Annotated in this window: 12 protein-coding genes; 4 read left to right on the top strand and 8 right to left on the bottom strand. The window is 72.4% G+C overall.

All coding sequences use genetic code 11. From position 1 onward, the window contains the following. Window positions 1-1,240, top strand: a 1,240-nt coding sequence (locus ACFHYO_RS14105) for an OmpA family protein (protein ID WP_394321208.1), incomplete at its 5' end; no start/stop codon positions are given. 57 nt (window positions 1,241-1,297) lie between these two features. Here the strand turns inward: ACFHYO_RS14105 and ACFHYO_RS14100 are convergent. From ACFHYO_RS14100 to ACFHYO_RS14085, 4 genes are read right to left on the bottom strand one after another with little or no spacing between them, the layout of a single operon-like run. After that, window positions 1,298-1,801: a hypothetical protein gene (locus ACFHYO_RS14100; protein ID WP_394321206.1), complete on the bottom strand. Its 504-nt coding sequence runs from the start codon at window positions 1,799-1,801 to the stop codon at window positions 1,298-1,300. Continuing rightward, window positions 1,798-2,214, bottom strand: coding sequence for a GNAT family N-acetyltransferase (locus tag ACFHYO_RS14095; RefSeq protein ID WP_394321204.1), 417 nt, complete (start codon window positions 2,212-2,214; stop codon window positions 1,798-1,800). Before ACFHYO_RS14095 ends, ACFHYO_RS14100 begins: the two co-directional genes overlap by 4 nt. Next, window positions 2,211-3,356: a succinyl-diaminopimelate desuccinylase gene (gene dapE / locus ACFHYO_RS14090; RefSeq protein WP_036706338.1), complete on the bottom strand. Its 1,146-nt coding sequence runs from the start codon at window positions 3,354-3,356 to the stop codon at window positions 2,211-2,213. The genes ACFHYO_RS14095 and dapE overlap by 4 nt, the downstream gene beginning before the upstream one ends. Before the next feature lie 13 nt (window positions 3,357-3,369). After that, complete coding sequence (locus tag ACFHYO_RS14085) at window positions 3,370-4,131, bottom strand: TSUP family transporter (RefSeq protein ID WP_394321203.1); 762 nt, start codon at window positions 4,129-4,131, stop codon at window positions 3,370-3,372. 178 nt (window positions 4,132-4,309) lie between these two features. On the opposite strand from ACFHYO_RS14085, the gene ACFHYO_RS14080 reads away from it, so the two are divergent. Both ACFHYO_RS14080 and ACFHYO_RS14075 read left to right on the top strand, forming a co-directional pair. Further along, on the top strand, window positions 4,310-5,944 hold the full coding sequence (locus ACFHYO_RS14080; RefSeq protein ID WP_036706340.1) for an acyl-CoA dehydrogenase family protein: 1,635 nt from the start codon (window positions 4,310-4,312) through the stop codon (window positions 5,942-5,944). 274 nt (window positions 5,945-6,218) lie between these two features. Further along, the gene (locus tag ACFHYO_RS14075) at window positions 6,219-6,644 is read left to right on the top strand and encodes an META domain-containing protein (protein ID WP_394321201.1); all 426 of its coding nucleotides are present in this window, start codon (window positions 6,219-6,221) and stop codon (window positions 6,642-6,644) included. A gap of 57 nt (window positions 6,645-6,701) precedes the next feature. On the opposite strand, the gene recO is transcribed toward ACFHYO_RS14075, so the two are convergent. After that, on the bottom strand, window positions 6,702-7,427 hold the full coding sequence (recO, locus tag ACFHYO_RS14070) for a DNA repair protein RecO (protein WP_394321199.1): 726 nt from the start codon (window positions 7,425-7,427) through the stop codon (window positions 6,702-6,704). Between the two features lie 59 nt (window positions 7,428-7,486). Between recO and ACFHYO_RS14065 the strand changes: the two genes are divergently transcribed. Beyond that, on the top strand, window positions 7,487-9,265 hold the full coding sequence (locus ACFHYO_RS14065) for an adenine deaminase (RefSeq protein WP_394321198.1): 1,779 nt from the start codon (window positions 7,487-7,489) through the stop codon (window positions 9,263-9,265). 31 nt (window positions 9,266-9,296) lie between these two features. Here the strand turns inward: ACFHYO_RS14065 and recF are convergent, their stop codons facing one another. From recF to dnaA, 3 genes are all read right to left on the bottom strand, one after another. Then, window positions 9,297-10,376, bottom strand: a complete 1,080-nt coding sequence (recF, locus tag ACFHYO_RS14060) for a DNA replication/repair protein RecF (RefSeq protein ID WP_394321196.1) — start codon at window positions 10,374-10,376, stop codon at window positions 9,297-9,299. Next, window positions 10,373-11,491, bottom strand: coding sequence for a DNA polymerase III subunit beta (gene dnaN, locus ACFHYO_RS14055; RefSeq protein WP_043131541.1), 1,119 nt, complete (start codon window positions 11,489-11,491; stop codon window positions 10,373-10,375). Before dnaN ends, recF begins: the two co-directional genes overlap by 4 nt. 84 nt (window positions 11,492-11,575) lie before the next feature. Further along, on the bottom strand, window positions 11,576-12,692 hold a 1,117-nt coding region (gene dnaA, locus ACFHYO_RS14050), incomplete at its 5' end, for a chromosomal replication initiator protein DnaA (RefSeq protein WP_394321194.1).

Below are 12,692 nucleotides of genomic sequence, written 5' to 3'. Positions count from 1 at the left end.
GGGCGATGCGCTGGCCGAGGCGCTGGCCGCCGCCAAGGCGATCCCCGAGGCGACCGCCAAGGAGACCGACGCCGCGCGCGAGGCCGCTGCCGGCGCCGAGGCGCCCGCCGTCGCGGCGCTGGCCGAGAGCGCGGCCCCGGTCGTGACCACCGACAAGACCACGGTGACCGAAGCCACGAGCCGCGCCGCCACCGAGGATTTCTCGACCGACCTGCGCGGCGCCGCCCGCGACGCGGTCGCCGCGGCGGCCGCCGCTGCCGCTGCGGGCGGCCAGCCGGTCGTGACGCCCGCGCCCGAAGCTGCGACCACGACCCCCGCCCCCGCGCAGACCGCGTCGGGCGACCGCGACAGCGACCTCGAGAGCGCGCTCAAGAACATCGTCCTGCCGGCGCTGGCCGGGATGGCGGTCGGCTCGGTCCTGTCGAACAACCGCGAGGTGGCGCTGAACACCGGCGACCGCGTTGTCGTGACCCGCGCCGACGGCAGCCAGGAGGTCATCAAGGACGACAACGCCCTGATGCTGCGCCCCGGCTCGACCGTGCAGACCGAGGAGTTCGCGGACGGCTCGTCGCGCACCATCGTCACGCGCGAGGATGGCAGCCAGGTCGTCACCATCCGCGACGCCGACCTGCGGGTGCTGCGCCGCACCGTGGTCCACCCCGACGGCACCACCACCGCGCTGATCGACGAGACTCAGGCGGTGCAGCCGGTGGACATCGCGAGCCTGCCCCGCCCGGCCGAGCCGATCATCGTGATGCCCGGCCAGACCGTCTCGGACGAGGCGCTGCGCGAGGCGCTGCGGCGTGAGACGACGGTTGACCGCAGCTTCACCCTGGGCCAGATCCGCAACATCCCCGAGGTGCGGGCGCTGGTCGCGCCGGTGGACATCCAGGCGATCACCTTCGACACCGGCTCGGCGGCGATCAAGCCCGATCAGGCGCAGGCGCTGGCGAGCCTCGGGCGCGTCATCGCCGAGCAGATCCGCCAGAACCCCGGCGAGATGTTCCTGATCGAAGGCCACACCGACACGGTGGGCGCCGACGCCATGAACCTCGCGCTGTCGGACCGGCGGGCGGAATCGGTGGCGCTGGCGCTGACTGAGTTCTTCCGTGTCCCGCCGGAGAACATGGTGGTGCAGGGCTACGGCGAGCAGTTCCTCAAGGTGGCGCGCGAGGGCGACGTGCGGGCCAACCGCCGCGCCGCGGTGCGCCGGATCACCGACCTGCTGGCCCGTAACTGACCGGCCGAGATGAACGGGGGGCCGCGGGAGGACCGCGGCCCCTTTTGCGTGCGCGCCTCAGCGCCGCCGCCAGACCGTGGTAACCGTCTCGCGCCCCGCGAGCGCCGCCGCGGCCGCGCCGAGGTCGAAGCCCGGCAACGTCTCGAAGGCATCGGCCAGCGCCGCCGCCCCCGCCGCCTCGACCGGGATCAGCAGCGCCTCGCCGTCGCGGGTCCTGAGCCGCCAGTGCGGGTGGCCGTTCAGCCTGAGCAGCCGGATCTCGGCCAACTCGCGCAGCGGCACCTCGCCGCCGAGCAGCCTCGCACCGAAATAGCGCACCGCGCCCTCCTCGACCTCGACGAGGCCGGGGGCGGCGATCTCGGCCCGAAAGCGCATCCGCCGCCGCGCGCCGACGCCCCAGACCGCGGCCACGGCGAGGATGGCGAGGCCGAGCGGCTGGAAGAACAGCCCGCCCCATGAGGCGATCCACGCCCCGCCGAGGCCCACCGCGACGGCCGCCAGCACCTCGCGCCAGGGCCGCAGCCGGGCGGCGAGTTCGGGGCGGATCAGCCCCCTGCTCACAGCCTGAGCGTCATGTCGCGGTGCGGGATGCCGGCGTCGTCATACTCCGGCCCCTCGGCGGCAAACCCGAGTTTCTCATAGAACCCGATCGCGTGGGTCTGCGACCCGAGCCGCGCCTCGGCCACCCCGCGGTGGCGCAGCTCGGCGAGCGCCGCCCGGATCAGCGCCAGCCCCGCGCCCGTGCCCCGCGCCTCGGCCAGCACCGCGACCCGGCCGATCTTGGCGGCCGCCCCGTCGATCAGCAGCCGCGCGGTGCCGACCGCGCGCCCCTCGGCATCGCGGGCCAGCAGATGCACGGCGGTCGCGTCGTACTCGTCGTGCTCCATCTCGGGCGGAACGTTCTGTTCCTCGACGAAGACCCGCTGGCGGATGGCCATGCAGGCGTCGAAATCCTCGGTCACCGCGACGATCATGCGAAGTACCGCGCGAGGATCGCCTGGTAGATGTCCTTGAGCTGGCGCACCTGCGCGGCCGGCACGCGCTCGTCGACCTGGTGCATGAAGCTGCCGACCAGCCCGAACTCGAGCACCGGGCAATGGTCCTTGATGAACCGCGCGTCCGAGGTGCCCCCCGTGGTGGACAGCACCGGGGTCACCCCCGTCGCCTCGGCCACCACCTCGCGCACGAGGCTCACGAAGGGGCCCGGCTCGGTCAGGAAGCTCTCGCCCGAGACCGCCACGTCGACCCCGAAGCGCACCCCCGTCTCGGCCTCGATGGCGGCGGCGCGCTCGCGCAGCAGCGCGGTCAGGCTGTCGCCCGAGTGGCGGTCGTTGAAGCGGATGTTGACCACCGCCGTGGCCTTTTCCGGGATCACGTTCGAGGCCGGGTTGCCGCAGTCGATGGTGGTGACCTGCAGCCCCGAGGGGTCGAAATGCGCCGTCCCCTCGTCCAGCGGCGCGGCCGTCAGCCCCGCAAGCAGCCGCACCAGCGCGTGCAGCGGGTTCAGGGCGCGGTGCGGATAGGCGGCGTGGCCCTGCTTGCCGGTCGCGGTGAAGGTCGCGGTCAGGCTGCCGCGGCGGCCGATCTTGATCATCTCGCCCATCACCTCGGGGTTCGACGGCTCGCCCACGATGCAGGCGTCCATGCGCTCGCCTTCGGCCTCCATCCAGTCCACGAGCGCGATGGTGCCGTCGCGCGACACCCCCTCTTCGTCGCCGGTGATGGTCAGGATCACCGCGCCGTCGTCGGGCGGCGTCTCGCGGACGAAATCCATCGCCGCGGCGACGAAGGCCGCGACCCCGGACTTCATGTCGGTCGCGCCGCGGCCCCAGATCACGCCGTCGACCTCGACCCCCGAGAAGGGCGGATGGGTCCAGCTCGCCGGGTCGCCGGGCGGCACCACGTCGGTATGGCCGTTGAAGCCGAAGCTGCGCGCCGCCCCCCTGTCGCCCCAGCGGGCAAAGAGGTTCGGGGTGCCGTTGCGGTCCACCCGGCGGGTCTCGAACCCCGCGTCCGTCAGAAGCCCCTCGAGCAGCACCAGCGCGCCCCCTTCTTCGGGCGTGACCGAGGGGCAGCGGATCAGGCGGGCGGTCAACTCGGCGGCGTCGGTGCTCATGGGGGGCGGCCTTTCAGTCCATCGTGAGGGCGCGGCGCACGAGGTTCAGGCCCGTCAGCACCAGCAGGATCAGCGTCCAGCGCCGAAACTGCACCACGTCCATGCGGTCCTGCAAGGCAAAGCCCAGCCGCATCCCGATGAAAGCCGGCACCGCCATCAGCGCCGACAGCGGCAGGGTCTGGGCATTGAGCACGCCCGAGCCGAGATGCGCGACCGTCAGCGCCACCGCGCCGATCAGGAACACCACCCCCTGCACGCGGATCTGTTCCAGCTTCGGCGCCCCGATGGACAGCAGATAGACGATCAGCGGCGGCCCCCAGATGCCCGAGATGCCGCCGTAGAGCCCGCCGATGATGCCGCTGACGATCTCGGCCCGGCGCCGGCGGTGGATCGGCAGCGCCAGCGGGCGGCCCGAGAGCTGCCAGAGCGCGAAGCCGGTGATCGGCGCGCCGAGGGCCAGATACATCGCCCAGGCCGGAAGCGCCTTGGCGAAGGGCGCCGAGACGAAGATGAACAGCACCACCATGGCGATGTGCCAGCGCACGTGGCCGGCGCTTTCCCACGCCGCGCGCAGGCCCTGGCGCGTGGCCTGCTGGATGTTGGTCATCAGCGTCGGCACGATCAGCAGCGCGAGCGCGGTAGGCGCGGGCAGGAACGAGCCGAAGGCCGACATCATGATCATCGGCATGGCAAAGCCGATGGCGCCCTTGACGAAGCCCGCGACGAAGGTGACGGCCACCGCGAGCAGGAGCAGGTGAGGGTCGAGCCCGAACATGGGCGCGACCTTAGCCTGCGCTGGGGCGGCGGCAAGGGGCCGGCGGCACGGGGCGCGCCCGCCACCGACGCAACAATGCTGCGCGCCGCTACGTTGCAGCGCAGCATCGTTGCGCTGCGCCTGCGAAGGTTCTAGAGGTCGGGCAACCTTACAGCCGCCTGCCCGAAGGGAATCGCCCATGCTCGACACCGCGTCCGTCCCCGCCCTGACCCAGGCCAGCGCCGCCGCCCTGCTGCCCGAGATCGAGGCCCTGCAGGCCCGCGCCACCGCCGCGCTGCGCGAGCGCGTCGGCGGCGGCAAGATCGACTCCGAGGCGCTCGAGGTCGAACAGCACGCGGCCCACGCGCTGTCGTGGCTGGCGACCTATGTCGAGGCGCTGCGCCAGATGGCGGCCTGGGCCGAGCGGTTGGGCGACGGTTTCGGCGAGATCGAAGGGCTGATCCTGACCATCGCCTTCGGCGAATACCTGACCCAGATCGCCGGCGGCATCCCGATGAGCCAGACCGAGTTCGCCCGGCTCTCGGACCTCGGCGTGGACTGGCAGCCCTCGGACGCGGCCCGCGCCGCGATGGCGGGCAACACCCCCGCCGCCCGCGCCCGCCTCGTCGCGCTGATGCAGGAGAACCACGGCCGCGCGACCTTCGGCGCCACCGGGCTCGACGAAGACCTCGAGATGATCCGCGACCAGTTCCGCCGCTACGCCGACGAGCGGGTGATCCCCGAGGCCCACGGCTGGCACCTCAGGGACGAGCTGATCCCGATGGAGATCATCGCCGAGCTGGCCGAGCTGGGCGTGTTCGGCCTGACCATCCCGGAAGAGTTCGGCGGTCTCGGGCTGTCCAAGGCCAGCATGGTGGTGGTCAGCGAAGAGCTGTCGCGCGGCTATATCGGGGTCGGCTCGCTCGGCACCCGGTCCGAGATCGCGGCCGAGCTGATCCTCGTCGGCGGCACCGAAGAGCAGAAGGCGAAGTGGCTGCCGGCGCTCGCCTCGGGCGAGATCCTGCCCACGGCGGTGTTCACCGAGCCCAACACCGGCTCGGACCTCGGCAGCCTGCGCACCCGCGCGGTGCGCACCGAGGATGGGTGGGCGGTCACCGGCAACAAGACCTGGATCACCCACGCCGCCCGCACCCACGTGATGACGCTGCTCGCCCGCACCGACCCCGAGACGACCGACTGGCGCGGGCTGTCGATGTTCCTGGCCGAGAAGACCCCCGGCACGGACGAGGCCCCCTTCCCCACCCCCGGCATGACCGGCGGCGAGATCGAGGTGCTCGGCTACCGCGGCATGAAGGAATACGAGCTCGGCTTCGACGGCTTCAAGGTCGCGGCCGACAACCTGCTGGGCGGACAGCCGGGCCAGGGGTTCAAGCAGCTCATGCAGACGTTTGAATCGGCCCGCATCCAGACCGCGGCGCGCGCGATCGGCGTGGCGCAGTCGGCGCTTGAACTGGGGATGCAGTATGCGCTGGACCGCAAGCAGTTCGGCAAGGCGCTGATTGCCTTCCCGCGGGTGGCCGACAAGCTGGCGCTGACCGCGGTCGAGATCATGATCGCGCGGCAGCTGACCTATCACTCGGCGTGGCAGAAGGACCACGACAAGCGCTGTGACCTCGAGGCGGGGATGGCCAAGCTCTTGGGCGCCCGCGTCGCCTGGGCGGCGGCGGACAACGCGCTGCAGATTCACGGCGGCAACGGCTTCGCGCTGGAATACGCGATCAGCCGGGTGCTGTGCGACGCGCGCATCCTCAACATCTTCGAGGGCGCGGCCGAGATTCAGGCGCAGGTGATCGCGCGGCGGCTGCTGGGCTGAACCGCCGGCGGCCCGCCCGGCCGCCCCGCCCGATACCTGAGCCCGAAAGATGCCGGCCCCGCGACCCGGTGGGGCGCTTCTTTCTGACCCCAACATCCCCCGGCTCCGGTCGCCCGCGGCGCGCCGATGGGCCGACGCGAACCTGCGTTGCGCGAATGGCACGGCGCTGTGGCACGACGGCCGATCTGACGCGGCTGTGCATGGACTTTCGGGCCTGCGGGTGGCAGGGCGTGACGATCCACCTCATCACGCTGCCCCTGAGGAATTTATCACGATGAAACGTCTTGTCTGCCTCTCGGCCTCTGCGCTTGCCCTCGCCGCGCTGGCCGCCTGCGGCCCCGCCTCCCCTGCCCCGGGCACCGAGGGCATGGGCTTCGAGGGGGGCATCCCCTTCGGCACCTACACCGTCGTCGGCTTTGGCAAAGAGTCCGTGCCGACCCGCAGCGCCACCATCCGCCTGACCAAGAACGCGTTTTCCGGCAACGGCCCGTGCAACACCTTCACCGGGGTGAACGCCGCAACGCTGCCCGCGATCCAGGTCGCGACGATGAACTGGACCGACAACCCCTGCGGCCACAAGGGCTTCGAAGGGCGGTTCATCAACGCCGTCACCCAGGCCAACGAGGCCGTGTGGGAAGGTGGCGTGCTGAAGATCAAGAGCCCGCTGGGCTGGATCACCGCCGAGCGCTCGGGGAACTGAGGCCGGTTTCACGGCAAGGGGAAAGGCCGTCCCGGCGCGGGGGCGGCCTTTCCGCATTCAGGGGGCGGTGAGGCGCTGCACCAGCCGCCCCCGCGCTGCGGGCAGCGGGCGGCCCACATGCGCCTCGGCCATGCGGGCGAGAAAATGGCCGCTGAGCGCCAGCCCCGCGGCCAGCCCCTCGCGCCCCGCGGGGCCGGTGCCGCCGAGCAGCGCCGGCAGCGGCATCAGCCGGTCGGCCCACGCCCCCGCGCCCTCCGCCGTCACCGCGTGCCCCGTGCGCGGCGAGACATAGGCGAGCCCGTCCCGCGCCCCCGTCACCGCGCAGCGGTCGAGCGCGAGGCCGAAGCCCAGCTCGTCGAGCAGCGACAGCTCCCACCCCAGATACTGTCCGGCCCAGTCGCCGCCCGCCTCGCCCGCGTCCATCGCGTCCAGCAGCCCCTCGGTCGCGTCCGTGAGCCGCGGGTGAGGGTCGCGCTCGGGCAGGGCCCAGCCGACCAGCGCCGCCACCGCGTTGAGCCCGGCGAGCGCACCCGCGTCGGCCATCAGCCCGGACCGGGCGCGCGCCGGCTCGGCCGTCAGGCTGCCCAGCTGGTCATCGAGCCGCGCCCGCCAGCGCAGCGCGACCCGGTTGCCGGGCTGCAGCATCGCCGCCCGCTTGACCGACCCGCCCCCCGGCACGAGGCCGCGCAGCAGCCCCGCCTCGCGCGTCAGCACGGTGACGATGGCCGCGTGCTCGCCGTGCCGTCGCCGCGCGATGACGGTCGCCTCGCCTGCCCATTCCATCGCGCCTTCCTTTCGCCGTCACGCTGCCGCAATCTCGGGGCGGCGAACAGGGGGACGTGATGCTCAAGACGTGGATCGAGGCGCAGCCGCGGCTGGTCGAGGTGGCCGCCGGCCGCGCCCCCGCCGACATGGTGATCCGCGGCGGGATCTGGGTCGCGGTCCACTCGGGCGAGGCGCTGCCGGGGCACGACATCGCCATCGCCGACGGGCGGATCGCCTGCGTGGTGACGGATGCCTCGGCCAACATCGGCCCCGCGACGCAGGTGATCGAGGCGGCCGGCCGCTACATGATCCCCGGGCTGATCGACGCGCATATGCACATCGAATCGGGGATGCTGACGCCCGCGCGCTTCGCCGAGGCGGTGATCCCGCATGGCACCACCGCGCTCTTTCACGACCCGCACGAGATCGCCAACGTCATGGGCCTCGACGGCGTCCGGCTGATGCGGGACGAGAGCCTGATCCAGCCGATCACCATGCTGACGCAGATGCCCTCCTGCGCGCCCTCGGCGCCGGGGCTCGAGACGACGGGGCACCCCATCTCGGCCGGCGAGGTCGCCCAGGCGATGGGGTGGGAGGGGATCGTGGGCCTGGGCGAGATGATGAACTTTCCCGCCGTGGCGGCGGGCGATCCCGCCATGCTCGAGGAGATCGCGGCCACCCGCGCCGCGGGCAAGACGGTCGGCGGGCACTATGCCTCGCCCGACCTCGGGCGGCCCTTCGCCGCCTACGCCGCGGGCGGCGCCGAGGACGACCACGAGACGACCGCCGAGGCGCAGGCCATCGCCCGGGTCCGGCAGGGGATGGGGGCGATGCTGCGCTACGGCTCAGCCTGGCATGACGTGGCGGCCCAGATCACCGCAATCACCAAGCGCGGGATGGACCCCGCGGGCTTCATGCTCTGCACCGACGATTGCCACGCGGGCACGCTGGTCCATGACGGGCACATGGACCGGGTGGTGCGCCACGCGATCGCCTGCGGCTGCGATCCGCTGGTGGCGATCCGGCTCGCCACGCTCAACACCGCGCGGCACTTCGGCATGGCACGCGAGCTGGGCAGCCTGACGCCGGGGCGGCGGGCGGACGTGATCCTCACCTCGGACCTGACCGCGCTGCCGATCGAGCTGGTGGTGGCGCAGGGCCGCGTGGTGGCCGAAGCGGGGCGGCTGACGGTCGACTGCCCGCGCATCGACTGGCCCGCCGCGGCGCGCGGGTCGGTGCATCTCGGCCGTCGGCTCGCGGCCGAGGATTTCGCCGTGAGGGCCACCGGCACGCGCGCCACGGTGCGGGTGATCGGCGTGGTCGAGAACCAGGCGCCGACCCGGGCGCTCACCGCCGAGCTGCCGGTCGAGGGTGGCTTCGTGGTGCCCGAGGGCGAGGTGGCGCGCATCGCGCTCGTCGAGCGGCACAGGGGCACCGGCGGGGTGGTCAACGGGTTCGTGTCGGGCTTCGGCTATCAGGGCCGGGTCGCGGTCGCCTCGACCATCGCGCATGACAGCCACCACATGATCGTGGTCGGCACCTGCGCCGACAACATGGCCGCCGCGGTGGCGCGGCTGGGCGAGTTGCAGGGCGGCATCACCGTCTTCCGCGACGGGACCGAGCTTGCCCATGTCGCGCTGCCCATCGCCGGGCTCATCTCGGACGCCCCCGCCGCCGAGGTCGCCGCCGCCGCCGAGGCGGTCAACGCGGCCATCCGCGCCTGCGGCTGCACGATGAACAACGCCATCATGCAGCACGTCCTGCTGGCGCTGGTGGTGATCCCCGAGCTCAGGATCTCGGACCTCGGGCTGGTGGACGTGACCCGCTTCGCGCTGACCGAGGTGGTCGCGGGCTGAGGCTCGACCGCCTGCGTCCGCGGGCCGGGTGTCAGTCGAGTTCGCTGGCCGTCGAGCCATCCCCGTCGCGGGCCACCGCGAGGCGGCGCGCGCGGGGGCCGAAGGCGTCGAAGAGCTCGGGCCCGGTGCCGGTCAGCACTGCCTGCGCCGGCAGCGCCGCGATCTCGTCATAGAGCGCCGCGCGGCGGTCGGCGTCGAGATGGGCCGCCACCTCGTCGAGCAACAGCACCGGGCGCTCGGCGGCGAGCGCGCGGGCATTGGCGAGGATCAGCGAAAGCAGCAGCGCCTTTTGCTCGCCCGTGGAACTTGCGCCCGCGGGTTGGTCGGACGGCCCCCACCACGCGCCAAGATCGGCGCGGTGCGGGCCGCTGAGGGTGCGCCCGGCGGCGGCCTCGCGCGGGCGCTGGTGGGCGAGGCGCTCGGCGATGCGGGACGGGTCGGTGTCGTCGGCGAAGCCCTCGCCCGGCAGCAGCGCGAGGCGGGCGGCCGGGAAGCTCGTCGCCGCCCCCGCCTGCGCCGCGGCGATCCGGTCGAGCGCGGCGAGGCGGTTCAAGGTCAGCGCCGCGCCCGCCTCGGCCATCTGCGCCTCGAGCGCCCGGAACCAGACGGGGTCGCGGATCTCGTCGCGGAACAGCCGGTTGCGGTCGCGCATCGCCTTGTCATACGCCAGCGCCACGCCCGCATGACCGGGCAGAAAGCTCAGCGTCAGCCGGTCGAGAAACCGCCGCCGCCCCTCGGGCGTGTCGGTCCACAGCCGGTCCATCGCCGGCGTCAGCCAGATCATCCGGGTCAGCGTGCCGAGCGCGAGCTGCGGCTCGGCCTTGTCGTCGATGCGGGTGCTGCGCGGCTCACCCGGGGCGGCGCCCGTCTCGACCGGGCGGCCGTCGATCACCGCGCGGATGCGCCAACCCGCGCCGACCCCCTGCCGCGCCTGCTCGGCGGGCGCCGCGCCGCGCAACCCGCGGCCCGGCGACAGCATAGACAGCGCCTCGAGGATGTTGGTCTTGCCGGCCCCGTTCGGGCCGAAGATCGCCAGCGGCCGGTCGTCGAAGCCGAGGTCGAGCCGCGGCCAGGACCGGAACTGCGCCAGCGAAAGCTGCGTCAGCGTCACACGCGCATCGGCATGACGACATAGACGGCCGAATCGTCGCCGCCCTCGCGGATCAGCGCCGCGTCGCCCGAGCCGTTGAACAGGAACACCGCGTTCTCGCGGTCGATCTGCGCGGCGATTTCCTGCAGATACTTGGCGTTGAACCCGATCTCGAGCGGCTCGTCGGCATAGGCGACCGCCAGCTCCTCGTCGGCCGCGCCCGCGTCGGGGGCGTTGACCGACAGCACCAGCCGGTCCTCGTCCAGCGCCAGCTTGACGGCGCGCGAGCGCTCGCTGCTGACCGTGGCCACCCGGTCCACGGCACGGGCGAAATCGGCGGCGTCAACCTCGAGCCGGCGGGCGTTGGCGCGTGGGATGACCCGGGTGTAGTCGGGGAAGGTGCCGTCGATGACCTTCGAGGTCAGGGTGATGGTGGGCGTGGCGAAGCGCACCTTGGTCTCGCCCACCGACACGGCGATCTCGGTCTCGTCGTCGTCGAGCAGCTTCTTCAGCTCGGCCACGGTCTTGCGCGGGACGATCACGCCCGGCATCTCGGCCGCGCCCTCGGGCAGCGGGGCATCGACGCGCGCCAGCCGGTGCCCGTCGGTCGCCACGCAGCGCAGGCTGGGGCCGCCCTCGCCTTCGGCAACGTGCATATAGACGCCGTTGAGGTAATAGCGCGTCTCTTCGGTCGAGATCGCAAAGCGCGACTTGTCGAAGAGCCGCCGCAGCACCGCCGCGGGGGCGGCGAAATTGGCGGCGTATTCGGTCGAGGCCATCGCCGGGAAATCCTCGCGCGGCAGCGTGGCGAGCGAGAAGTTCGAGCGCCCGGCCTGCACGGTCAGCCGGTTCGTGGCCGCATCCGCGGCGATCTGGACCAGCGCCCCGTCGGGCAGCTTGCGGGCAATCTCGTTCAGCAGCGCGGCGCTGACGGTGGTGGCGCCGGGACGCTCGACCATCGCCGGGGCGCGGTCCACCACCTCGGTGTCGAGGTCGGTGGCGCGGAAGCTCACGCCGTCGGAAGTCGTCTCGATCAGCACGTTGGCGAGGATCGGGATGGTGTTGCGGCGTTCCACGACCGACTGGGCCTGCGCGACAGCCTTGCCCAGCGCCGCCTTTTCGATCGAGAACTTCATGGCTTTGGCCCTTTGGCTGTCAGGTGCGCGGCCCGCCGCCGCGCGCACAGTTTCGTCATCGTTCGGGTGGGGTCAAGCCGCCGCTTACGCCTCGAGCGCGCGGCGCAGCAGGTCGATGTCCTCGCTCAGGCTCCGGTCCTCGCCGCGCAATTCCTCGATCTTGCGGACGCCGTGCATGATCGTGGTGTGGTCGCGGCCGCCGAAGCGCCGCCCGATCTCGGGCAGCGAACGCGAGGTCATCTGCTTGGCCAGATACATGGCGATCTGCCGCGGCCGGGCCAACGTGCGGACCCGCTTGGGCCCGACGAGGTCCGACAGGCGGATGTTGTAATGCTCGGCCACCTTGCGCTGGATCTCCTCGACCGAGACCTTGCGGTCCGAGGCGCGCAGGATGTCGGCCAGACACTCCTGCGTCATGTCGAGGTCGATCTCGCGCCCCATCAGGCTCGCGAAGGCGAAGAGCCGCTGCAGCGCGCCCTCGAGCACCCGCACGTTCGAGGTGATGCGGTGGGCGAGGAACTCGAGCACGCCGTTCCCGAGCACGAGGCCCGGGTAGGTCTGGCGGAACTGCTCGGTCTTGGACTGCAGGATCGAGAGCCGCAGCTCGTAGTCGGTGGGGTGCAGATCGACGATCAGCCCGCAGGAGAGGCGCGACTTGATGCGCTCCTCAAGGTCCTTGATCTCACCCGGCGCGCGGTCGGCCGAGATGACGATCTGCTTGCCCTGATCGACGAGCGCGTTGAACGTGTGGAAGAATTCTTCCTGCGTCGAGTCCTTGCCGGCGATGAACTGGACGTCATCGACCATCAGCACGTCGACGGTGCGGAACAGCTCCTTGAAGTCCATGACGGTGCGCTCGCGCAGCGCCTGGACGAAGCGGTACATGAACTGCTCGGCCGAGAGATAGAGGATGCGCGCGCCCTCGTCGCGGACCCGGCGCTCGGCGGCGATGGCGTGCATGAGGTGGGTCTTGCCGAGGCCGACGCCGCCATAGAGGAACAGCGGGTTGAAGGTCACGGGGCCGCCCTCGGCCACCCGGCGGGCGGCGGCGTGGGCGAGCTCGTTCGGCTTGCCGACGACGAAATTGTCGAAGGTGAAGCGGGTGTCGAGCGGCGCCGACATCTCGTCCTCGCGCAGCGGGCCGCGGGCGCGGGCGGGCGCGGCGGCGGGGGCCGTTGCAGCGGCGGGCGCGGCGCTGGCC

The sequence above is a fragment of the Paracoccus panacisoli genome (assembly GCF_042435015.1).
In the GTDB taxonomy this organism is placed as follows: domain Bacteria; phylum Pseudomonadota; class Alphaproteobacteria; order Rhodobacterales; family Rhodobacteraceae; genus Paracoccus; species Paracoccus panacisoli.
The sequence above is the reverse complement of the archived record's forward strand: the minus strand, read 5'-3'. Positions and strand labels throughout refer to the sequence as shown.